This is a genomic window from Streptomyces sp. NPDC059850, assembly GCF_042731515.1.
GTDB lineage: Bacteria > Actinomycetota > Actinomycetes > Streptomycetales > Streptomycetaceae > Streptomyces.
Genome location: NZ_JBHWJI010000019.1, coordinates 47,668 through 70,254 on the forward strand (window position 1 = coordinate 47,668; position 22,587 = coordinate 70,254).

The 22,587-nt window shown below is 73.0% G+C and carries 16 protein-coding genes and 1 pseudogene; 13 read left to right on the top strand and 4 right to left on the bottom strand.

The genetic code is table 11. The features are described from left to right. Window positions 1-7: 7 nt before the first annotated feature. The 12 genes from ACFV9T_RS17900 (at window position 8) to cobM (ending at window position 13,815) form a co-directional block, all read left to right on the top strand. The gene (locus ACFV9T_RS17900; RefSeq protein ID WP_385441217.1) at window positions 8-721 is read left to right on the top strand and encodes an NDP-sugar synthase; all 714 of its coding nucleotides are present in this window, start codon (window positions 8-10) and stop codon (window positions 719-721) included. Window positions 722-729: 8 nt separating this feature from the next. Further along, window positions 730-1,707: an NAD-dependent epimerase/dehydratase family protein gene (locus ACFV9T_RS17905; RefSeq protein WP_385441409.1), complete on the top strand. Its 978-nt coding sequence runs from the start codon at window positions 730-732 to the stop codon at window positions 1,705-1,707. Continuing rightward, window positions 1,704-2,378: a spherulation-specific family 4 protein gene (locus ACFV9T_RS17910; protein WP_385441219.1), complete on the top strand. Its 675-nt coding sequence runs from the start codon at window positions 1,704-1,706 to the stop codon at window positions 2,376-2,378. Before ACFV9T_RS17905 ends, ACFV9T_RS17910 begins: the two co-directional genes overlap by 4 nt. After that, window positions 2,375-3,184, top strand: coding sequence for an endo alpha-1,4 polygalactosaminidase (locus ACFV9T_RS17915; protein ID WP_385441222.1), 810 nt, complete (start codon window positions 2,375-2,377; stop codon window positions 3,182-3,184). Before ACFV9T_RS17910 ends, ACFV9T_RS17915 begins: the two co-directional genes overlap by 4 nt. Before the next feature lie 405 nt (window positions 3,185-3,589). Next, on the top strand, window positions 3,590-4,822 hold the full coding sequence (locus ACFV9T_RS17920; RefSeq protein WP_385441224.1) for a cytochrome P450: 1,233 nt from the start codon (window positions 3,590-3,592) through the stop codon (window positions 4,820-4,822). A 288-nt stretch (window positions 4,823-5,110) separates the two neighbouring features. After that, the gene (mutA, locus tag ACFV9T_RS17925; protein WP_385441226.1) at window positions 5,111-7,015 is read left to right on the top strand and encodes a methylmalonyl-CoA mutase small subunit; all 1,905 of its coding nucleotides are present in this window, start codon (window positions 5,111-5,113) and stop codon (window positions 7,013-7,015) included. Continuing rightward, on the top strand, window positions 7,015-9,231 hold the full coding sequence (gene scpA, locus ACFV9T_RS17930) for a methylmalonyl-CoA mutase (RefSeq protein ID WP_385441229.1): 2,217 nt from the start codon (window positions 7,015-7,017) through the stop codon (window positions 9,229-9,231). Before mutA ends, scpA begins: the two co-directional genes overlap by 1 nt. Next, window positions 9,231-10,262 (top strand): methylmalonyl Co-A mutase-associated GTPase MeaB, encoded by a 1,032-nt coding sequence (gene meaB / locus ACFV9T_RS17935; RefSeq protein WP_385441231.1) that lies wholly within the window; start codon window positions 9,231-9,233, stop codon window positions 10,260-10,262. The genes scpA and meaB overlap by 1 nt, the downstream gene beginning before the upstream one ends. Next, window positions 10,263-10,982 (top strand): (2Fe-2S)-binding protein, encoded by a 720-nt coding sequence (locus ACFV9T_RS17940; protein ID WP_385441233.1) that lies wholly within the window; start codon window positions 10,263-10,265, stop codon window positions 10,980-10,982. 59 nt (window positions 10,983-11,041) lie between these two features. Further along, complete coding sequence (locus tag ACFV9T_RS17945; RefSeq protein WP_385441234.1) at window positions 11,042-11,791, top strand: acyltransferase; 750 nt, start codon at window positions 11,042-11,044, stop codon at window positions 11,789-11,791. A 48-nt stretch (window positions 11,792-11,839) separates the two neighbouring features. Continuing rightward, window positions 11,840-13,072: a precorrin-6y C5,15-methyltransferase (decarboxylating) subunit CbiE gene (cbiE, locus tag ACFV9T_RS17950; RefSeq protein ID WP_385441235.1), complete on the top strand. Its 1,233-nt coding sequence runs from the start codon at window positions 11,840-11,842 to the stop codon at window positions 13,070-13,072. Continuing rightward, window positions 13,069-13,815, top strand: coding sequence for a precorrin-4 C(11)-methyltransferase (gene cobM / locus ACFV9T_RS17955; protein WP_385441237.1), 747 nt, complete (start codon window positions 13,069-13,071; stop codon window positions 13,813-13,815). The genes cbiE and cobM overlap by 4 nt, the downstream gene beginning before the upstream one ends. A 715-nt stretch (window positions 13,816-14,530) precedes the next feature. Here the strand turns inward: cobM and ACFV9T_RS17960 are convergent. The 4 genes and pseudogenes from ACFV9T_RS17960 to ACFV9T_RS17975 form a co-directional block, all read right to left on the bottom strand. Then, window positions 14,531-15,934 (bottom strand): amidase, encoded by a 1,404-nt coding sequence (locus ACFV9T_RS17960; protein ID WP_385441239.1) that lies wholly within the window; start codon window positions 15,932-15,934, stop codon window positions 14,531-14,533. Window positions 15,935-16,129: 195 nt separating this feature from the next. Then, the gene (locus tag ACFV9T_RS17965) at window positions 16,130-16,363 is read right to left on the bottom strand and encodes a hypothetical protein (protein WP_385441241.1); all 234 of its coding nucleotides are present in this window, start codon (window positions 16,361-16,363) and stop codon (window positions 16,130-16,132) included. 27 nt (window positions 16,364-16,390) lie between these two features. Then, window positions 16,391-16,531, bottom strand: a pseudogene (locus ACFV9T_RS17970) (integrase); the annotation flags it as partial. 155 nt (window positions 16,532-16,686) lie between these two features. Continuing rightward, window positions 16,687-18,804, bottom strand: a complete 2,118-nt coding sequence (locus ACFV9T_RS17975) for a hypothetical protein (RefSeq protein WP_385441244.1) — start codon at window positions 18,802-18,804, stop codon at window positions 16,687-16,689. A gap of 285 nt (window positions 18,805-19,089) precedes the next feature. On the opposite strand from ACFV9T_RS17975, the gene ACFV9T_RS17980 reads away from it, so the two are divergent. After that, window positions 19,090-22,212 carry a discoidin domain-containing protein gene (locus ACFV9T_RS17980; RefSeq protein WP_385441247.1) on the top strand — a complete coding sequence of 1,041 codons (3,123 nt, stop codon included), beginning with the start codon at window positions 19,090-19,092 and terminating at the stop codon, window positions 22,210-22,212. Window positions 22,213-22,587: the final 375 nt, after the last annotated feature.

A 22,587-nucleotide genomic window follows, 5' to 3' on the forward strand; every position in this document is an offset into this window, starting at 1 on the left:
CCACCCCATGCACGCAGTCATCCTGGCCGGCGGCAAAGGCGTCCGGCTGCGCCCGTACACCACCGCCCTGCCCAAGCCGCTCGTCCCGATCGGGGAGCAGCACGCGATCCTGGAGATCGTGATGCGCCAGCTCTCGGCGGCCGGTTTCACCAGCTGCACCCTGGCCATCGGCCACCTGGGCCACATCATCCGGGCGTACGTCGGCAACGGCTCCCAGTGGGGGCTGCGCGTCGGATACGCCACCGAGGACAGCCCGCTGGGCACCATGGGCCCGCTGCTGACCATGCTCGACCGGCTGCCCGAACACTTCCTGGCGATGAACGGCGACGTCCTCACCGACCTCGACTTCGGCGATGTGCTGCGCAGCCACCAGCAAGCCGACGCCCCGCTGACGATCGCCACCTACGCTCGCCAGGTGAACATCGACTTCGGCGTGCTCAACACCGACGAGGGCCGGGTGGTCGGCTTCGCCGAGAAGCCCAGCATGGACTACCGCGTCTCCATGGGCGTCTACGGCGTCTCCCGCGACGCCCTCGCCCGCTACACCCCGGGCCTGCCGCTGGGCTTCGACGAGCTGGTCCTGGACCTGCTGAAGGCCGGGACCCCGCCGCAGGCGTACGAGTTCGACGGCTACTGGCTGGACATCGGGCGGCCCGACGACTACGACCGGGCCAACGCCGAGTTCGACGCCCGTCGCGGCATGCTGATCAAGGGAGCGTGAGCGGGCCCGTGCGCATCCTCGTCCTGGGCGCCACCGGCTTTCTGGGCGGGCACACCGTCCGGCATCTGCGCGCGCTGTCCGGCGTGCGGGTGCTGGTCGCCGCCCGTCCGTCCGGCCGGGCCCCGCATCCCGATCTGACTCCCCGCCCGACCCCCGACCTGACCGTGGACCTGGCCACCGCCGACCCGGCCGAGCTGGCCGAGGCCCTGCGCGCCCTCGCCCCCGACGCAGTGATCAACTGCGCGGGCGCGGTCGGCGGCGGCGCGGTGGCGCTCACCGGGACCAACGCGCGCGGCCCGGCCGTGCTGTGCGCGGCGCTGGCGGCCGCCGCCCCCGGGGCCCGGCTCGTCCACCTCGGCTCGGCGGCCGAGTACGGGCCGGGCGCGCCCGGCCGTCCCCTCGGCGAGAGCGCGTCCACCCGGCCGCTCGGCCTGTACGGCGCGAGCAAGCTGGCCGGTACCCTCGCCGTCCTCGACTCGGGCCTGGACGCGGTGGCCCTGCGGGTCTTCAACCCGCTGGGCCCCGGCTCCCCGGCCGCGAGCCTGCCCGGCCGGCTCGCCGCCGAGCTGCGGCTCGCGATGCGCGATGGCGCCTTGGACGCCATGGACGCTGCCGAGCCGGACGCCACCGTCCGCGTCGGGGATCTCTCCGCCCACCGCGACTTCGTCGACGTGCGCGACGTCGCCCGGGCCGCCGGTCTCGCCGCCACCGAGCCCGGCGAACTCCCGCGCCTCCTCAACATCGGCGGCGGCAAGGCCCGCCCGGTACGGGAGGTGGCCGAGGGGCTGGTGAGGGAGAGCGGCTTCCGCGGCGCCGTCGAGGAGAGCGGCGGCGGCTCGGCCCGTTCGGCCGCCGTCAGCTGGCAGCAAGCGGACATCGGGGCAGCCGACCGGCTGCTCGGCTGGCAGCCCCGGTACTCCTTCGCCGAGTCGCTGACCGGTCTGTGGGCGGCGAGCAAGGACCCGGCCGAAACGCCCGCCCGGTGACGGTCCATCAGCGCCGTCTGCTCGTACCCCTGTACGTCCACCCGGCGGTCGATCCGCACCCCTGGCGGGTGCTGGAGGAGGCCGCCGGGCGGCTGTACGGCGTCATCCTCAACCTGGCGGACGGGCCGGGCATCCGCCCCGACCCGGTGTTCGCCGAGGCCGCCGGGCGGCTGCGCGCCGCCGGGGCGCCGCTGCTCGGGTACGTCGACACCGCGTACGGCCGCCGCCGGGTGGGCGCGGTGCTCACCGACGTACGGCGGTATCGCCGCTGGTACGGCGTGGACGGCGTGTTCCTCGACCGGACCGCGGCCGACCCCGCGACGCTGCCCCGCTACCGGCGGCTGGCGCTGGCGTCCCGGGTGCTGGGCGCCCGTACGGTCGTCTTCAACCCCGGCACCCACCCCGATCCGCGCTACGCCGCGCTCGCCGATCTGCTGGTCACCTTCGAGGGCCGGTGGGACACCTACCAGCAGGCCGAGGTGCCGGACTGGACCGCCGCCCATCCGCCGGGACGCTTCTGCCATCTGGTGTACGGCGTGCCCTGCGGGCGGGCCGGACAGGTGGGCCGTACCGCCCGGGCACGCGGCGCCGCCGTGCACTGCGCGGTGCCCGGAGCGGGGGCGAACCCCTGGCGGTCCGCCCCCGCCGAGCTGGAGGAGGTCCCGCGATGAGAGCGCGGCGCGTGACGGCGGCCCTGATCGCCGCCCTGCTGCTGATCCTGACCGGATGCTCGGGCGGCGGCTCGCCGGACCCCGGCGACGACCGGCCGCCCGGGCCCCCGCGCTGGCAGCCCCGCCCCGGCACCGCCTGGCAGTGGCAGCTGGCGGGCCGGATCGACGAGTCGGTCGACGTACCCGTCTACGACATCGACGGCTTCGAGAACTCCGCCCGGACCGTCGCCCGGCTGCACGCCCGGGGTCGCAAGGTGATCTGCTACATCAACGTCGGCGCCTGGGAGAACTTCCGGCCCGACCGCGCCGCCTTCCCCCGTTCCCTGCTGGGCCGGGGCAACGGCTGGCGCGGCGAACGCTGGCTGGACATCCGTCAGCTGTCCGTCCTGCGCCCGCTCATGGCCAAGCGGATGGACATGTGCCGGGACAAGGGCTTCGACGCGGTCGAGCCCGATCTGACCGAGGGCTACCGCAACCGCACCGGCTTCCCGCTCACCGCCGCCCACCAGCTCGCCTACAACCGCGCGATGGCGCGGCTGGCCCATGACCGGGGCCTGGCCATCGGCCTCAAGAACGACCTCGACCAGATCCCCCAGCTGGTGCGGGACTTCGACTTCGCGGTCAACGAGGAATGCGCCCAGTACGACGAGTGCGACAAGCTCACCCCCTTCATCCGGCGGAAGAAGGCGGTCTTCCACGCCGAATACGCCCTGAAGCCGGGCGCCTTCTGCCGGACCGCGCAGCGGCTCGGGCTCAGCTCGATGCAGAAGCGGCTGGACCTCGACCCCTGGCGCCGCCCCTGCTGACCGCCGCGCGCGGTTCCCCCTTCTTGGTGCTATATCCGGCCATTTTCGCCAGCCTCCCGGCCGGAACCGGAATCCCGTCACCGCGTGACGCCGTGCCCCCACGGCGTCACGCGGTGTTCGGCGTTCCCGAGATCGCGCGTGTCAAGGCCCAAGCCGCTCGGTGCGGGGATTGGCAACTTGCTGCCGATGGGGAAGCGGCGGCGCTCAGACGCGGTTTGCTGATTGAAGCAGACAGGCGCGGCCTGCGGCGGAGAACGGCGGAACGGCGGAACGGCGGAACGGGGGGGACCAAGGACGAGGTGGCCCTGGACGGGGGTCGGGGCCACCCGTGGCGCAGGCGGCGTCGGGGAGATTCAGCCCTGACGCCGCCTCCCGGCCACCGTGCCGGACTTAAGGTCTGGAGCCATGCCGAACACCGTCCACACCGCGGGGAACGCCGATACGGCCGACACCGCCGCCCTGATCGAAGATCTGTATCCGGCCCTGGCCGCGCTCCGGGAAGCGGGCCCGGTCCACCGGATCAGCGGCACCGACGGCCGCCCCGCCTGGCTGGTCACCCGCTACGACGATGTGCGGCAGGCGTTCGCCGACCCGCGCCTCTCACTGGACAAGCGCCACGCCGCGCCGGGCAACTACAGCGGCTTCTCGCTGCCGCCCGCCCTCGACACCAACCTGCTCAACATGGATCCCCCGGACCACACCCGGGTGCGCCGCCTCGTGGTCAAGGCGTTCACCCCCGGCCGGGTCGAGAAGCTGCGCGAACCGGTCCGGCGCGTCGCCGGTGAACTGCTCGACGCCATCGAGGCCGACGGCCGCGCCGATCTGCTCGCCGCGTACGCCGGACAGCTGCCGATCATCGTCATCTGCGATCTGCTCGGCGTCCCGGAGGGGGACCGCCAGGACTTCCGCGCCTGGAGCGACGCCCTGATCACCCCCGACCCGGCGCGGCCGCAGGCGGCGAAGGAGGCGGTCGGGGCCATGCTGCGCTTCTACACCGGCCTCATCGCGAAGAAGCGCGCCGAGCCCGGCGACGATCTGCTGTCCGACCTGATCAGGGTGCGCGACGACGAGACGGAGGGTTCGGCGAGCGGGGGCGACCGGCTCAGCGAGGACGAGCTGACCTCGCTGGCCTTCCTCATCCTGCTCGCGGGCTACGAGAACACGGTCCACCTCATCGCCAACTCCGTGCTCGCCCTGCTCGACCACCCCGACCTCCTCACGGAACTGCGCGAGGACCCCACGCGCATCCCGGCCGCCTTCGACGAGCTGGTCCGCTACGAGGGCCCGGCCTCGCTCGCGATCCGCCGCTTCCCCCGGGAGGACATCGAGATCGGCGGCGTGACGATCCCCGCCGGGGAGACCGTGCTGCTCTCCGCCGCCTCGGCGCACCGCGATCCGACCCGTTTCCAGGACCCGGACGCACTCAATCCGCATATTGGCCGATCCGGGCACCTCGGGCTCGGCCACGGCATCCACTACTGCCTCGGCGCACCGCTGGCCCGGCTGGAGACCGATATCGCTCTGGCCACGCTGTTGTCCCGTTTTCCGGGGCTGCGGCTGGAGGGTCCGAGGGAGGAGCTGCGCTGGCGTCCCTCGATCCGCGCGCGTGGCCTGATCTCGCTCCCTGTGGCGTGGTGAACGAAGAAGCGAACAGGTTTTTGATGCATAACCCTCGGTGGATGCGGTAAAAAGGTCATCGAGCCCGCCCGGTGTGCATCCCCCGTCGCACCGGGCGGGCCTTCTTTGTGCGGGCCCGCCGACACGCGCGACCGGACCCGCACCCGGTGTCACGGCAACCCCTACGGGCCCCGTAAACCCCGGACTTACCAGCGGGTAATCGGTCGGAACCGGGCATCCGGGGCCGAGAGTAACCTCACATCCCTACCCTCTGCTGCGGCTTTAGCCACGCCCATTAGCCTCCCTTTCATGACGGTCCTGCCCGACGGGCTTCCCCTAGCCGATGAATTCCCGGATGTGACACGAGACGAGTGGCATCGCCTCGTGGAAGGCGTGCTGCGTAAAACCGGCGCGTCGGATGCCACGGGCGTACACGCCGAAGCCGCTCTCGCGACCGAGGTGGAGGACGGCATCACCGTCCGACCCCTCTACACGTCCGAGGACGCCCCGCAGGACCCCGGCCACGGCCACTCCGGCCATCCCGGCTTCGCCCCGTATCTGCGCGGCGCGCGCCCCGCCGGGTCCGCGGTCTCCGGCTGGGACATCCGCCAGCGGCACATCCACCCGGACGCGGCCACCACCAACCGGGCCGTGCTCGCCGACCTGGAGCACGGCGCCGGGTCGGTGTGGCTGGCGGTCGGCGAGGGCGGGGTGCCCGTCGACGCGCTGCCCGAGGCCCTGGCCGGTGTCTACCTCGACCTCGCGCCCGTCGTCCTCGACGCGGGCGCCGACTTCGAGGCCGCGGGCCACGCCCTGCTGCGGCTGTACGCGGACCGTCAGGTGCCGCCGCACGCGGCGCTCGGCAACCTGGGCGCCGACCCGCTGGGCCTGGCGGCCCGTACCGGCCGGGACGCCGATGTGCCCGCCGACCTGGCCGCCGCCGCCGACCTGGCGGTCGCCTGCTACCGCGACCACCCCGGCGTACGGGCCCTCACGGTGGACGCGCTGCCGTACCACGAGGCCGGGGGCGGGGTCGCCCAGGAGCTGGGCTGCTCGCTGGCCGCCGGAGTGGCGTATCTGCGCGCGCTGACCGGGGCCGGGATGACCGTCGAGGCGGCCTGCGCCGAGCTGGAGTTCCGCTACGCGGCCACCGCCGACCAGTTCACCACCATCGCCAAGCTGCGCGCCGCCCGGCGGCTGTGGGCGCGGGTCGCGGAGGCGTGCGGGGCGGCCACGGGCTCACCGGAGTGCGCCCAGCGCCAGCACGCCGTCACCTCGCCGGTGATGATGACCCGGCGCGACCCCTGGGTGAACATGCTCCGCACCACCGTGGCGAGCCTGGCCGCCGGGGTCGGCGGCGCCGACGCGGTCACGGTGCTGCCGTTCGACAGTGCGATCGGCCTGCCGGACGACTTCGCCCGCCGTATCGCCCGCAACACCTCCACGATCCTGCTGGAGGAGTCGGGGCTGGCCCGGGTGATCGACCCGGCCGGCGGCTCCTGGTACGTCGAGTCGCTGACCGACGAGATCTGCCGTGCCGCGTGGGCCTGGTTCCAGGAGATCGAGCGGGCCGGGGGACTGGCCGCGGCGCTCGCCTCAGGCCTGGTACGCGACCGGCTGGCCGCCACCTGGGAGCGCCGCTCGCGCGCGCTGGCCCGCCGCAAGGAACCGATCACCGGCGTGAGCGAGTTCCCGAACCTCGCCGAGCCGCCGGTCGAGCGCGCCGCCGCGCCGGAGCGGCCCGGCGGCGGGCTGCCGCGGGTGCGCCGCGACGAGGCGTACGAGGCGCTGCGCGCCCGTTCCGACGCGCGGCTGGCCGACCGGGGCGCCCGGCCCCGGGTGTTCCTGGCCGCGCTGGGACCGGCGGCCGTGCACACCGCCCGCGCCTCCTTCGCCGTCAACCTCTTCCAGGCGGGCGGCATCGAGGCCGTGCAGGAGCCGGTCACGGTCGACGCGGAGTCGGTGGCCGAGGCGTTCGCCGCGAGCGGCGCGGCGGTGGCCTGCCTGTGCTCCAGCGACAAGGTGTACGCGGAGCAGGCGGCGGCCGTCGCCGAGCGGCTGAAGGCCGCGGGGGCGGCGCGGGTGCTCCTGGCCGGGCGGCCTGGGACACTTCAGGAAGAGTACGAGCGGGCCGGGGTGGACGGGTTCGTCTTCGCCGGTTGCGACGCGGTCGAGGCGCTGTCCTCGGCTCTGGACATCATGGGGGTGCGGTGATGGGCGGGATCCCGGATTTCTCGGCCGTCGAGTTCGAGGGACCGGCCGACGAGGGGGCGTCCGGCGGTGCCGGTTCCGCCGCCTGGGCCGCCGCGGTGCAGGACAGCGTCGGCAAGGGCGTCGAGGACCTGGTGTGGGACACCCCCGAGGGCATCGGCGTCAAGCCGCTGTACACGGCGGAGGACCTGGACGGGCTGGACTTCCTGGACACCTACCCGGGCGTGGCGCCGTATCTGCGCGGCCCGTACCCGACGATGTACGTCAACCAGCCCTGGACGATCCGGCAGTACGCGGGCTTCTCCACCGCCGAGGAGTCCAACGCGTTCTACCGCCGCAACCTGGCGGCCGGTCAGAAGGGCCTGTCGGTCGCCTTCGACCTGCCCACCCACCGCGGCTACGACAGCGACCACCCCCGGGTCACCGGTGACGTCGGCATGGCGGGCGTGGCCATCGACTCGATCTACGACATGCGGCAGCTCTTCGACGGCATCCCGCTGGACCGGATGTCGGTGTCGATGACGATGAACGGCGCGGTGCTGCCCATCCTCGCGCTCTACATCGTGGCCGCCGAGGAGCAGGGCGTTGCGCCCGAGAAGCTGGCCGGGACCATTCAGAACGACATCCTCAAGGAGTTCATGGTCCGCAACACCTACATCTATCCGCCGCAGCCGTCGATGCGGATCATCTCCGACATCTTCGCCTTCACCTCGCAGCGGATGCCGCGCTACAACTCCATCTCCATCTCCGGCTACCACATCCAGGAGGCCGGGGCCACGGCCGACCTGGAGCTGGCGTACACCCTCGCGGACGGCGTGGAGTACCTGCGGGCCGGGCTGGAGGCCGGGATGGACGTGGACGCGTTCGCACCGCGGCTCTCGTTCTTCTGGGCGATCGGCATGAACTTCTTCATGGAGGTCGCCAAGCTGCGGGCGGCGCGGCTGCTGTGGGCCAAGCTGGTCAAGCAGTTCGACCCGAAGAACCCCAAGTCGCTGTCGCTGCGCACCCATTCGCAGACCTCCGGCTGGTCGCTGACCGCTCAGGACGTGTTCAACAACGTGACCCGTACGTGTGTCGAGGCCATGGCCGCCACCCAGGGCCACACCCAGTCGCTGCACACCAACGCCCTGGACGAGGCCCTCGCCCTGCCGACCGACTTCTCGGCCCGGATCGCCCGCAACACCCAGCTGCTGCTGCAGCAGGAGTCGGGCACCACGCGGGTGATCGACCCGTGGGGCGGCAGCGCCTACGTCGAGAAGCTGACGTACGACCTGGCGCGGCGCGCCTGGCAGCACATCGAGGAGGTCGAGGCGGCCGGGGGCATGGCCAAGGCCATCGACGCGGGCATCCCCAAGCTGCGCGTCGAGGAGGCGGCCGCCCGCACCCAGGCGCGGATCGACTCCGGGCGCCAGCCGGTGATCGGCGTCAACAAGTACCGGGTGGACAGCGACGAGGAGATCGAGGTCCTCAAGGTCGACAACTCCTCGGTGCGCGCCCAGCAGATCGAGAAGCTGCGGCGGCTGCGCGCCGAGCGCGACGAGGCCGTCTGCCAGGACGCGCTGCGCGCGCTCACCGCCGCCGCCGAGTCCGGGCCCGGCAGCGGCCTGGAGGGCAACCTGCTCGCGCTCGCCGTGGACGCCGCCCGCGCCAAGGCCACCGTCGGGGAGATCTCCGACGCGCTGGAGAAGGTGTATGGCCGCCACTCCGGCCAGATCCGTACGATCTCCGGTGTGTATCGAGACGAGGCCGGACCGTCGTCCGGTGTGGACCGCACCCGCACGCTGGTGGAGAAGTTCGAGAGCGCCGAGGGCCGCCGCCCCCGCATCCTGGTCGCCAAGATGGGCCAGGACGGGCACGACCGTGGCCAGAAGGTGATCGCGACCGCCTTCGCCGACCTCGGCTTCGACGTCGACGTCGGCCCGCTGTTCCAGACGCCGGAGGAGGTCGCCCGGCAGGCGGTGGAGGCCGATGTGCACATCGTCGGCGTCTCGTCGCTGGCCGCGGGCCACCTCACGCTGGTGCCCGCGCTGCGCGAGCAGCTGGCCGAGGCGGGCCGCGAGGACATCACCGTCGTCGTCGGGGGCGTCATCCCGCCGCAGGACGTCCAGACCCTGCACGAGGCCGGTGCCGCCGCCGTCTTCCTGCCGGGCACGGTCATCCCGGACGCCGCCCACGACCTGGTGCGGAAGCTGGCAGCCGACCTCGGCCACGAGCTGTAATGCCACGGACGATCGACATCGAGGAGTACGCCAAGGGCGTGCTCGACGGCAAGCGCGCGTACATCGCCCGTGCCATCACCCTCGTCGAGTCCACCCGGGCCGACCACCGCGACCTCGCCCAGCGGCTGCTGATCGAGCTGCTGCCGCACACCGGCGGGGCGCGGCGGGTCGGCATCAGCGGGGTGCCCGGGGTAGGCAAGTCGACCTTCATCGACGCCCTGGGCACCATGCTCACCGGGCTCGGCCACAAGGTGGCGGTGCTCGCCGTCGATCCGTCCTCCAGCCGTACTGGCGGCTCCATCCTGGGCGACAAGACCCGGATGGAGCGGCTGGCCGTCGACCCGGACGCCTTCGTACGCCCCTCGCCGAGCGCCGGGACGCTCGGCGGGGTCGCCCGCGCCACCCGCGAGTCCATGGTGGTGATGGAGGCCGCGGGCTATGACGTGGTGCTCGTGGAGACCGTCGGCGTGGGCCAGTCCGAGACGGCGGTCGCGGGCATGGTCGACAGCTTCCTGCTGCTCTCCCTGGCCCGTACCGGCGACCAGCTGCAGGGCATCAAGAAGGGCGTCCTGGAGCTGGCCGACGTCGTCACCATCAACAAGGCGGACGGTTCGCACGCCCGGGACGCCAAGTCAGCGGCCCGCGAACTGGCGGGCGCGCTGCGGCTGTTGCAGCCCCCGGACGCGCCGTGGAACCCGCCCGTGCTCACCTGCTCGGCGCGCGAGAACACCGGGCTCGACGTGGTCTGGGAGCGGCTGGAGCAGCACCGCCGGGTGCTGGAGGCCACCGGGGCGCTGGAGGCCAAGCGCCGCGACCAGCAGGTCGGCTGGACCTGGTCCATGGTGCGCGACCAGCTGCTCGCCCGGCTGCACGCCCACCCCGGGGTGCGGCGGCTCGCGCCCGGCCTGGAGCAGGACGTTCGCGACGGCACGCTGACGGCGACGCTGGCGGCGGACCGGCTGCTGGAGGCGTTCCGTACGCCGCCTGAGTCGACCGGGCCGTCCGGGCCGTCCGGGCCGTCCGACGGCTGAGTGTCGACCGTGGGATGGCCGGCCGCCGAGGTGGGGCCGTTCTTCGCGCTGCGCACCGGGTCCGGCGATCCGCGTGCCGAGGGATACGCGCCGATCGGCGAGGCGTACGGGCTGACGGCCGAGGACGCCGCCGGGCCGCTGCTGCGCGGCCGGGTGGAGGCCGTCGGCGCGAGCCTGGGCACCGACGAGCCGAGGGTCGCGGCCTCCCTCGTCTTCCAGGGGCTCGCCGCCCGCGTCTGGTCGCTCGCGCTCGGCCCCGCCGTCCTGACCGGCGCGGTGTACGACCTCCGCCCCGACCGGCTGTGGTGGAACCCCGCGCGGGTCGCCCCCGACGACCTGTGGTGGCCCGGCGCGCCGCGCGCGATGGGCGAACCGGGCGGGCTCGCCGGACAGCTCGCCACGTGCGCGTACGGGCATCTGACGCCGCTGCACCACGCCGTCGGCCGCGCCTACCGGGTCTCGGACCGGCTGCTGTGGGGCAACGCCGCCTCGGCGCTGGTGGGTTCGCTGCGGGTGCTGCACGACTGGTGCCGGGCGCGGGGCCTGGACGAGGCGGGGGAGCGGGCGGTGGCGGTGGCCCGCGCCCAGTTCGCCCACCCGCCGCTGTGTGACGCGGGGGAGTTGACCACCGTGCCCCTCGCCTTCCGGCGCCGCACCTGCTGCCTGTACTACCGGGTGCCGGGTGGCGGCCTGTGCGGTGACTGTGTTCTGCGGCGGTGACCGCGTACTGCGGCGGTGACCGCGTACCGCGCTGGGCGGCCGCCGGATACGGTGTGTACATGCCGAAGAACGAGAACGTGTTCTCATCCTGGCGGGCGTGGCGCCGCCGTGCCACGTCCCGGATGGTGCACCGCGGATGGCGCGCCGTGCAGCGCGCGGGCGCGGTGACCGCCGACCGGCCAGGACCGTACCGCTTCGGCCGCATCGGCACCGGCACCCGGCTGGCGTTCCCCCAGGGCACCGTCTTCGGCGAGCCGTGGATCGAACTCGGCGACCACTGCGTGGTCGGCGAACAGGTCACGCTCACCGTCGGCATGATGCCCGGCCTCGATCTCGGCCCCGAGCCCATCCTGCGGCTCGGCAACGGCGTGGTCCTGGGGCGCGGCAGCCATGTCATCGCCTCCCGGGACGTGGTGTTCGGCGATGACGTGTTCTGCGGTCCGTATGTCTACGTGACCAGCGACAACCATTCGTACGACGACCCCCACCAGCCCATCGGGCGGCAGTGGCCGCGCTGCGCCCCCGTCGAGATCGGCTCCGGAAGCTGGCTGGGCGCGGGCGCGGTGATCCTGCCCGGGGCGCGGCTGGGCCGTAACGTCGTCGTCGCGGCCGGAGCGGTTGTTCGGGGCGAGGTGCCCGACCACGCGGTGGTCGCCGGGGCGCCCGCCCGGATCATCCGGCGCTGGGCCCCCGAGGACGGCTGGCAGCCGCCCCTGCGGACACCCGCGCCCGAGCCGATACCGGCCGGGATGACGGCGGAGCAGCTGCTCGCACTGGCCGAGGCGGAGCCGGAGGCGGGAGCGTCGTAGCAGGTCAGTAGAGTTGCAGCCGCCCCCGAACCACCACGAGGAACACCTGTGAGCCCACCACCCACCCCCCTGACCGTCGTCGGCGTCGGCGCCGACGGATGGGACGGGCTCGCCCCGGACGGCCGCGAGGCGCTGCGCACGGCCGAGGTCGTCATCGGCGGACCGCGCCAACTCGGCCTGCTGCCAGCTGAATGCACCGCCGAGCGCGTCCCCTGGCCGTCCCCGCTGCGCCCCGCCGTCCCCGAGCTGCTCGCCGCGCACGCCGGGCGCCGGGTCTGTGTGCTGGCGAGCGGCGACCCCATGTTCTTCGGCATCGGCCGCACCCTCACCGAGCTGCTGGGCCCCGGCGCGCTGCGGGTGCTGCCGCACCCCTCGTCCGTCGCGTACGCCTGCGCGCGGCTCGGCTGGGCGCAGGAGGACACCGAGGTGATCAGCCTCGTCGGCCGCCCCCTCGCCGCCCTGTCCCGCGCCCTGTACCCGGGCCGCCGGGTGCTCGTCCTCAGCGCCGGTGCCGCGACCCCGGCCGAGGTCGCCGGGCTGCTGCGGGACCGTGGCTTCGGCCCGACCCGGATGCGGGTCCTGGAACAGCTGGGCGGCGCGCGGGAACACACCGTCGAGTCCACCGCCGAGGAGTGGCCCCACCCGCCCGGCGACCCCCTCAACGTCATCGCCCTGGACTGCGCCCCGGCGGCGGACACCCCGCACCTGTCCGCCGTCCCCGGGCTGCCGGACGCCGCGTACGAACACGACGGCCAGCTGACCAAGCGCCACGTCCGCGCCGCCACCCTCGCCGCCCTCGCCCCCGCCCCGGGCGAACTGCTGTGGGATGTCGGCGGCGGCTCCGGCTCCATCGCCGTGGAATGGATGCGCGCCCACCCCGCCTGCCGCGCGGTCTCCGTCGAACGCGATCCGGTACGCGCGACACGCATCACCCGCAACGCGACCGCCCTCGGCGTCCCCGCCCTGCGCGTCGTCACCGGCGCCGCCCCGGCCGCCCTCGACGGCCTGCCCGCCCCCGACGCCGTCTTCGTCGGCGGCGGCGCCACCACGCCCGGCCTCCTGGAGGCCTGCTGGGCCGCGCTCCCGGCGGGCGGCCGCCTCGTGGTCAACACCGTCACCCTCGAATCCGAAGCCCTGCTCACCACCTGGTACACCCGCCACGGCGGTGACCTCATCCGCCTCGCCGTCTCCCACGCCACGCCCGTGGGCGGCTTCACGGGCTGGCGCCAGGCGATGCCGGTCACCCAGTGGTCCACCACCAAACGCGGAGAAACACGATGACGGTGTACTTCATCGGCGCGGGCCCCGGCGCCGCCGACCTGATCACCCTGCGCGGCGCGCGGACCCTCGCCCGCTGCCAGGTATGCCTCTACGCGGGCAGCCTCGTCCCGCGCGAGCTGCTGGCCGAATGCCCGCCGGACGCGCGGCTGGTCGACACCGCCGGGCTCGATCTCGACCAGATCACCGCCGAGTTCGCCGCCGCCCACGAGGCGGGCCACGACGTGGCCCGCCTCCACTCCGGCGACCCGTCGGTCTTCAGCGCCGTCGCCGAGCAGATGCGGCGCCTCGACGCGGCCGGGGTCCCGTACGAGGTCGTCCCCGGCGTCCCCGCCTTCGCCGCCGCGGCCGCCGCGCTGAAGCGGGAACTGACGGTCCCGACCGTCGGCCAGACCGTCATCCTCACCCGCGTCGCCCAGCAGGCCACCCCGATGCCCGACGGCGAGGACCTCGCCACCCTCGGCCGCAGCCGCGCCCTCCTCGTCCTGCACCTCGCCGCCCGCTACGTGGACCGCGTGGTCGGCGAACTCCTCCCGCACTACGGCCCCGACTGCCCGGCTGCGGTGGTCGCCATGGCCAGCCGCCCCGACGAACTGGTGCTGCGCGGCACCCTGGCGGACATCGCCGACCAGGTGAAGGCGGCGGGCGTGGTCCGTACGGCCGTCATCCTGGTAGGCCAAACCCTCGCCGCGGCCCAGTTCCAAGACAGCCACCTCTACTCCCCAGACCGCGACCGCACCCCCTGAACCCCACCTGCCACGGACACCGGGCGAGGCCCGCGCCCCGCACGGGCTGTGCGCTTCACCGGCGCGGGATGCCGCGTTCCGGATGGTGCCCCGCCCTGCCGGCCGGCAGCCTCCGCTTCGCGCTCGTCGTTCACGCCGAGGCCGCCGGTCGGCGATGTCGGGTTACGCGAACTCCACGACGGCACGGTAGCGGACGCTGCCCTTGCGGACCTGGGCCAGTGCCTGCTCGAAGTCCTTGGCCGGAACGTCTGCACCTGCGGGCGGATGCCGTGCCCTGCGGCCGCAGCAGGCCGAGGTAGTCGTCCCAGGGCAGGTCCGCCGAGACGGTGGACATGATGAAGTCGAACGAGCCGGCGGCCTTCCGCAGGGCGCCCGCCTCGCAGGAGGCGATGAAGTCGGTCGCGCCGAAGCGTTCGTTCGGCGTCGGCCCGCTTGGCGGGTGTCGTGGAGATGGCGGTGACCGCGCAGCCCCAGCTGGCGAGGAACCGGATGGCCAGGTGGCCCAGGCCGCCGACGCCGACCACGGCGACGCGGTGCGTCGGCAGGACCTGGTTCTCCAGGAGCGGGGAGAACACCGTCGTGCTGGCACAGAGCAGCGGGGCCGCGTGCTCGGACCGGATCGCGCCGACGCAGCGGTTCCGTACCCCTGCGGGCCCGCCACGACGTCCGCCGCAGGAAGAAGAGGTGCGTTGCGCTCCTCGGCGACCGCCAACACTCACCACGGGTGGCGGTCGCGCACCGGGCTTACCGCTTCCAGGGCGGCGCCCAGTCGCACGAGGGCGGCCTCGTCGTACCAGCGGGAGACGAGCTGAACGCCGATCGGCAGACCGTCGGCGCTCGCCCCGAACGGCAGTGACAGCGCGGGCAGGCCGGTGAGGTTGAACGGAACGGTCGCCCGCATGATGCCACGGGCCGGGACGGTCACGTCTCCGACGCGGAACGTCGACTGGGCGTGCGGTGGTGCGGGGACGGGGCACACCGGGCACAGCAGCACGTCGTAGCGCTCGAAGTATGCGGCGAACAGCGAGCTGAGCGCGTCGACCCCTTGCTGTGCGGCGATGTAGTCGGCTGTCGTCACCTCCGGTGCCGTGAGCGTCCGCTGGATGAGGGGGTGCAGTTCCGACTCGCGGCCGGCGGCCACCTGCCGGAAGTACGGCACCACCTCGGCTGTGTAGAGCACGGCGCTCAGCGCGGTCGCGTCGATCGCCTCCAGCCCGGGCGGCGGGGCAGGCTCGACCGTAGCGCCCAGCTCCCGCAGCGCCTCGGCGGCGGACCTGACGGTGGCCGTCACCTCATGGTCCACCGGGCCGAACGCCGGGTCGCTCGCCCAGCCGACCCGCGCCCCGGCCAGTTCGCGGGGCTCGGCCGCGTGGGGCGGCGAGTGGCGTACGTACCCGTCGACGCCGTCGGGCCCCGCCAGCGACCGGAACGCGGTCGCGACGTCCCGCACGCTGCGGGCCATCGGGCCGACGTGCCAGTAACGGCGGGGAACCTCGGGCCAGTGCCCGGTGATCGGGATCCGCCCCCGCGTCGCCTTCATGGCGACGATGCCGGTGTCGTGGGCTGGACCGCGCACCGAGATGGCCACGTCGCTGCCCAGGCCCAGTGGTGACATCCCGGCGGCGATCGCGGCCGATTCACCGCCGCTGGAGCCGCCCGGGGTGCGCTCCCCGTCCCACGGATTACGGGATCTGCCGACGAGCAGGTTGTCGGTCTCGGTCCAGTAGGAGAACTCCGGCAGGTTCGTCTTGGCCAGCGGAATTGCACCTGCGGCCCGCAGGCGGGCCACCGCGGTCGCGTCCGTTACGGGGACGCGCTCCCGGAAGATCGCCGACCCGCGTGTGGTCACCGACCCCGCCACGTCCAGCGCGTCCTTGACGGTGAACGGCACGCCGGTGAGCGGACCCACCGGCTCGCCCGCCGCCGCGGCCTCGTCCACCGCGCGGGCCGCGGCGAGCCCCTGCTCGGCGAGGACCGTGACCACGGCGTTGACCTCGGGGTTGACCGCCTCGATGCGCTCCAGGTGCGCCCGTACCACTTCCACCGCGGACAGGTGCCGTTCGCGGATCAGCCCCGCCAGCGCGGTCGCGTCCCGGTAATGAATCTCTTCCTCAGCCATGCCGCACCTCTCTCCAGTACCCCATCATGTGGGCAGTCGCGCGAAGAAGGGGTCCTTGAGAGCGTAGAGCCAGCGGCCCAGGAGGTGGCCGGGCAGGTGCTCGGCGGCGTACGCCACCGCTTCGTCGTGTCGGCGGACTCCATGGCCAGCTGGCCTGCGAACGCCTTGATGTGATGCCGCGACTCCTCGGGCGGGTCACTTCTTCCCTCCCTGCGCGTTCTGGCCGCGGCGCGCCTTCGTCTCCAGCCAGGTAGAGAGGCAATCGGCGACGGTCTGGTTCGGGTCGCCGTTGAACTCGCCTGCCTCGCCCTCGAGGATCCGCCGCAGGGTGGCCTGGGCGGCGTCCTGAGTGGGGAAGCCGACGCGGCGGATGGTGGTACGACAGTGGTCGGGGGAGGTCGACGCCGAAGGTCCAGCTGCCGTGGTCACCTTCGGCGGCCAGTTGCTGGCAGCGGGGGTCGGACCCGAGCGACGCGGCGCCGGGTCGATACCCGCTGCGTTCAGGATCTGCCACACCGTCGAGGCGGCGATACGGTGGCCGGGCCGAGCCAATTCGCCCTGGATCCGCCGGTGGCCCCAGCGCGGATTCTCATCGGCCCTGGGGGGGGCGACCGGGAAGACCTCGCGTCAGCGGGCGCACGGTGCACGGTCGTCCCGGGCGTTTGGGTCGGCAGGAGGCGGCATGGCGGCGTTCAGAGCGGATGACATTCTCGGCAAGTGCAGGGCGACGCCTGCGAGACGGACCGTCGGCGCTACGAGCGTGCGGCCCTGTGCTGTCCGGCAACCGCGCGGTCGCGCACCGTCGTGGCTGCCCCGGTATGCGGGTGGGCGTCGCCGAAGGTACTTTCGCAGGCTCGTACGGCGTCATCGCCGAGGTGCCGCACGTCGTCCCATGTGAGCTTTTCCGGTCGAGCGGTGGTGACCGTTCGCCCCAGCCACTTCACCACGATCGCCGGGAACATCCCGACGCCTCGCATCTGCTGTGTATCCCCCCGTTGGAGAGAGGCGACGATGTCCGCGGTCACTTCGGCATGCGCCAGGCATATGAGCGCGTCGTCCTCAGGGCTGTCTCGGTCGAGTCGTAGCTGGGCGAGGTGGGGGAGGACATCGTGAACCAGCCCGAGCGCCTCTTCCCAACGACGTTGTCGCACCACCGCCTTCGCGCGGTGCATCTGAGCGACCATACGGCCCGGATGGGGCGCGCCCTGTGTTCTCCACAGGAGCCCTACGGCGGCCTGCAGCAGCCGCTCGCTTTGCCCGTAACGCCGCATGTCGTAGAGGGTGTTGCCCAGCGCATGCTGTACTTCGGCGACGAAGCCCAGCACGTCGCACTGCACCGGGGAGAGTTCTCTGGTGAACGGACCGTTCGCGTTCTCCCTGAAGATGTCCCTCATACTGGGGCCGGTTCGCCCGGCCAGCGACAGCCCGTGTGCGTGGGCATCCTTCTCCGCCCGAGCCAGGACCTGTCGGAGCACTGCCTCAGCTTCGGGGAAGTCGCCGCAGCCCCTGCGGAGTTGGCCGAGCGCCAGGTCGTCCTTCAGATCGCCTCGCCCGGTCTTGACGATCTGGACCGCGAGCGGCAACCCCTCCTCGTACGCGCCCAGCGCCAGGTAAGCGTCCCGCACCCGGCGTGCGGCCGCGACGGCGCGTGTCGGATTGTGGCTGTCGCGCCACAGCAGTGCCATCGCGTGCGGCGCGAGCAGGCGCAAGGTAGAGCCATCCGGAACCACCGTCACCGCGTGATCCAGAAGAGCGGCGGCATACGCGCACACCTGGGAGTGTTCATGGGACATCTCGCGTGCGGTCTCCGCCTGCGTGGCTGCGTCCCTGCTGACGCAGGGCACGGCGGGCGCGCCGGGTTGTCCGGACGCCGTGACGGAATGGACGGTGAAGTCGCTGAGATCGGCTGATACGCGATCCGCGGAGAGGTCCGGAATGCCGACCGAGGCGATGGCTGCGGGGGACAGCACGTACAGGGGCAGCGGCGCGTCCGCGAGGCAGGACAACAGGTGTCGTACCGATAGGGGCGGGCCCTTCCGCGGACTGCTAGGGGCGCCCTCCCGCTGTGACGGAGGCACTCCGTCCGATGAGGTGTGGGAGGCGGCAGCCGTCGTTGGAGGCGCCGGTAGCCGCCGGATGACGGCGACGGCGGCCGCCGCGGCGTGGGCAGCCGCCCGTGGCTGGTGTTCGGCATCGGCGTCCGGGTACTTGTTGCCGTCGGCCTTGTCGCTGATGCCGCGTATGGTCAGCGCGTCGATGTGACCGATCTGGGCGGCGTGCGCCATTCCCGCGCTTTCCATCTCGATTGCCGCGACGTCGTTGTAGTGCGTATGCACTTGTCGACGCAGCGCGGAGGCAGAGGAGTTGAGCACTACGTCCCCGGCTGCGATGGGCTTGAAGTGCACCTGTGGCCCCCGCCGCCCTTCGGTGTTCCCTATGGCCGGCTCCGGCCGCCACGACGCCGAACGCAGGGCGAGGCGGGCGGTCTGCAGCAGCGTATGGGAGCCGGCCCAGCCCTCCGGGCGGGCCATGAACCCTTCGGGGGTGTCCTTGCCTCCGTGGATGGCGTGGACCCGGGTGGCGATCACGACATCGCCGAGCTCCACGTCGTCTTTGAGTGCGCCGGCGACACCGACGAACAGCAGCGCGCCGGGGGAGAAGAGCTGGCGGGCCTGCTCGGTGACGATGGCAGCCGGACGATTGCCCTCCCCGAGCTCCGCCAGCGCCACCTGCCAGGGCGTCCCGTCCAAATCGCCCACTTCGAAGACAGTTCCGGTCTGATGGCGGACCACCTCACAGCCGCTCAGGTACTGCCGCACCGACTGGTATTCCAGACCCAGTGCCGTGAGGATCACCACTGTGCTGCGCAATCGCGTCGCCCCAGTCATCCAGGTATCTACGCCCATCGGTACTGTATCGCTGTCTCCCGGCGGGGGTGTCCGGGCGGGGCTCGCGCGACCATCGGATCGTTGGGGCCTCTTCCCGGCGATGAGCTGCCTGCCTCGACCGGGGCACCGGCTGCCGGATTCCACGCGCCATGGTCGTCGATCTCGCCTGCGGCCACTCTCATCCCATCCGTTGACGCCGCCCGTACACCGCCGGAAACTGTGCGGCATGCCCGGCTGACAACGTTGTCTATCTGAGAGGACCTCTCAGTGCCGCACCCTCTTCAGGCCGACCGCCGCCGCTTCCTGCAACTCCTCGGCCTCACGGGCGCCGTGACGGCTCTGCCCACCGCGCTGGGCGGCACGCCGACTCACGCCGCGGGCCGCTCCGCGCCACCGCCCGACGGCATCGCCGCCACGTACCACCGCGTGCTGCTGCACCACACCAATTGGTCGGAGACGCAGTGGGACGGGGCCAAGGGCCACTACACGCACAAGAACTTCGGCTTCGCCGTGGTGCTCGGCAACGCCGTTCTGCTCACGCACGGCAGCTACGACGCGGACCTGGCCGGTATCGACAGCGAGACCCTCAAGAAGCGGACCCTCGCCTCCATCCGCCACTTCGCCGCCTCGAACCGGCTCACCGGCGGCACGGAATGGGGCCGCACGCTGTTCTTCGACACGACCTTCCAGTCGTACTTCCTCCTTGCCGCCCGGCTGCTGTGGGACGACGTGGACGCCACCACGCGCAAGCACATCGACATCATCACGCGTGAACAGGCCGCCTACACCACATCGCTGGGCACCGGCGACGACCCGGACTCCGGCGACTGGACGCCGAACGGACTGAAGGGCGGTTACGAAGGCGACACCAAGCTGGAGGAGATGGGGCTGTACGCGCAGACGCTCGCGCCCGCCCTCGCGTGGGCGCCCGAAGACGCGCGCGCCACCGCCTGGGCGGACGGCTACGGCACTTGGTCGCGCAACGAGGCCGGGTTACCGCCGGCCGACCTCGCCAACCCGGCCAAAGTGGACGGCGTCCCCGTCTCGGAGAACACGGCTCGCAACCTCTACGACACCTTCATCGTGGAGAACCACGGCTCGTTCGGGCCGCACTACCAGGAGGAGCTGTGGCGTACCTCGGGTCGTAACGCCGCTCACTTCCTGGCCGCCGGACGCCCTCTGCCCGAGGTCCTGACGCGCCAGCCCAACGCGCGGCCGCTGTGGCGCACGCTGCTCGGTGTCATGAGCGACGCCGGCGAACCGCTGATGCCGATGGTGGCCGACCGCGAGCACCTCTACGGCCGTGACGTGATCCCGCTGGCCTTTCTGGCGCAGGTGGCGGGCGACCGCGCCGCCGCGCGCGCCGAGCAGGACCTGGCCGAGCGCCTGGAGGCGTACCAGAAGTACCCGCCCGAGTACCGGTTGGCGAAGTTCTCCGGCGAGCCGAAGTACGAGCCCGAGGCCCGGGCCGAGGTCGCGATCAGCTATCTGCTGCACGTCTGGGCGGCCGGCGCCGGGCGCCGGGTGCGGCCGCTGTCCCACGCCGAGCTGTTCGCGGAGGCATCGGGGGTCACGGACTTCGGCGCCGGCCCCGGGCTGGTGTCGCACCAATCGCCCGCGGCGTGGGCGGGCGCCGTATCCAAGCCGGACTTCGTGAAGTTCGCCTGGCAGCCGGCCCACGACGACTGGCTGTTCCGGCTGAGCGGCGCCACGCCGATGTTCCTTCCGGCGACGGTGGGGAAGGCCGGCGGCCGCTCGGTCCGGCTGTACGGGGAGGTCCGCGACGGCTTCGACGGCACCGCGACGGTGCTGCGCTTGGACGGCGGCTACGCCGGGTACACGACCCTGCCTACGGGCGCCGTCGTCTACGCCAGCAGTGGCACGGCCGACGGGGAGGGGCATCTCGAGGTCCACAACCTCACGATGCCCGGTGTGGCGGGCCTCGGCGGGGCCCGGACCTACCGTTTCGCGGAGGGCGAGGTGACGGTCCGCGCGCAGGACGACTCCTCGGCCGCGGCCGCTGGGCGCGTCGACCGCGTGACCTTCGAGCGCACCGGGGTGCGACACCTGCGCATGCTCGGTGTGCGCCCCGACCCGTCGTACGGCTACTCCCTGTTCGCCTTCGAGGTCCGTGCCGACGCCGACGGGCAGGACCTGGCCCGCGGCAAGACGGCCACGGCGTCCTCATCCGACGCCGGCAAGGGGCCGGGCCTCGCGGTGGACGGCGACGCGACGACCCGTTGGGCGGTGGCGAAGGACGAGCGTCCGCGCGCTGACAGCTGGCTGTCCGTGGACCTCGGCTCCACCCAGCAGGTCGGGGAGGCCACCCTGCGTTGGGAGTCCGCCGCCGGGCGCGCCTACCGCCTGCAGGGTTCACCGGACGGAGCCCACTGGAGCGAGCTGGCGGCCTGGCCGAGGCCCGCGGCCAGCAGCCGAGGCGGCTGGCTGGACATCGACGGCCGGGCCGGCCTCGTCGTACGCGGTGCGGAGCACCCTCTGGCCGTCTACGACGACGCCGTCGTGCTGTCCGACGGCCCGGCGGCACCTGTCCTGATCGAGGGCTTCCCCGGCGCCTCGGCCAAGACGCTGCGTGCCCTTGCCCGCAAGCCGGTCCCCACGGCGATCCACCCGGATGTGCTCGCGGCTCTCACCGACGACTACCTGAGCGTCTTCAACCTCTCCGGCGAACCGGTCGCCACCCGGATCGAGGTGCCGCAGTCCGGACCGCGCCTGCTGGTCTTCGAGGGCCCGCAGACCGTCACCCGCGCGGGTACGGCGTTCGAGGCCCGACTCGCCGCCGGCGCCGCTGTCCTGCTCGCACCCCGGTTCACGCTCACCCCGCTGTCGGGCACGCTCCTGCCGCCCGGATTGCGCGTACAGGCGGACGACGGGGCGCGTCTGCGGCTGTCCGGGGCCCGTTGCCGGGTGCGCGTCGGGGGGCAGGGACACAGCACGGTGGCGACGGTGCGGGGCGGCCGCGAGACCGAGGTCACCCTGCGCGGCGCCACCGCCTACCCCCACAAAGACCGCGCACGTGGCCGCGACGTCTTTCCCACCGGTCCCCTGCCCACGGGGATGTCGGAACCGTCCGCCGCGGTGGACGGTGACCCGGACACGGCGTGGAGTCCTGGGAAGGACGGGCGCATGGTCGTGGATCTGGGCGCGGACCAGCCGATCCGGTCCGTGGAGGCCGAGTGGACCACCGCCGTTGCCCCGTCCGCGAAGGTCGAGTTCAGCCACGACGGCATCACCTACCGCGGCGCCGGCCGCCTCAGCGGCCGCAAACGCACGCGGAGGCTCAGCACCGCGGGGTCGGCACGGTACGTGTCGTTCCAGGTCGAGGGGGCGGTACCGGTCCGCGAAGGGCTGGTGCGGTTCTCCGTGCTGTGACGCCGCACGTGGCGGACCGGATTCATGTATTACCTCACGTACACCGGCTACGACCGACGTACTGGATGTACTTCGGGGGTCGAACATCTTCTGGGCCACCTCGAAGGACCTGATCCACTGGGAGGCCGTCGGTAACGACGACCCGGTGGCGAAGCCCTCGCACCCCTGGGAGGGGTCCCTGATCGAACCGGGACCGCCGCCGCTGCTCACCGGCGACGGACACATCCTGCTGGTCTACAACGGCCGCGCGGCGCGCGAGGGGCGCGTTCTGTGTTCCGGCGGGGGACCGTTCCGCGTGGCGTGTGTTGGGGGCGCGTGGGGTGCCGGGTGGGGCGCCGCGTCGCGTGGCCGTGCGGGGCCCGCGTCCGGCCATGC

Excerpts from the sequence above, each read along its gene's own strand:
- ACFV9T_RS17900 (WP_385441217.1), top strand. The coding sequence starts at position 8 with ATGCACGCAGTCATCCTGGCCGGCGGCAAAGGCGTCCGGCTGCGCCCG.
- ACFV9T_RS17915 (WP_385441222.1), top strand. The coding sequence starts at position 2,375 with ATGAGAGCGCGGCGCGTGACGGCGGCCCTGATCGCCGCCCTGCTGCTG.
- ACFV9T_RS17920 (WP_385441224.1), top strand. The coding sequence starts at position 3,590 with ATGCCGAACACCGTCCACACCGCGGGGAACGCCGATACGGCCGACACC.
- mutA (WP_385441226.1), top strand. The coding sequence starts at position 5,111 with ATGACGGTCCTGCCCGACGGGCTTCCCCTAGCCGATGAATTCCCGGAT.
- scpA (WP_385441229.1), top strand. The coding sequence starts at position 7,015 with ATGGGCGGGATCCCGGATTTCTCGGCCGTCGAGTTCGAGGGACCGGCC.
- meaB (WP_385441231.1), top strand. The coding sequence starts at position 9,231 with ATGCCACGGACGATCGACATCGAGGAGTACGCCAAGGGCGTGCTCGAC.
- ACFV9T_RS17945 (WP_385441234.1), top strand. The coding sequence starts at position 11,042 with ATGCCGAAGAACGAGAACGTGTTCTCATCCTGGCGGGCGTGGCGCCGC.
- cobM (WP_385441237.1), top strand. The coding sequence starts at position 13,069 with ATGACGGTGTACTTCATCGGCGCGGGCCCCGGCGCCGCCGACCTGATC.
- ACFV9T_RS17960 (WP_385441239.1), bottom strand. The coding sequence starts at position 15,934 with ATGGCTGAGGAAGAGATTCATTACCGGGACGCGACCGCGCTGGCGGGG.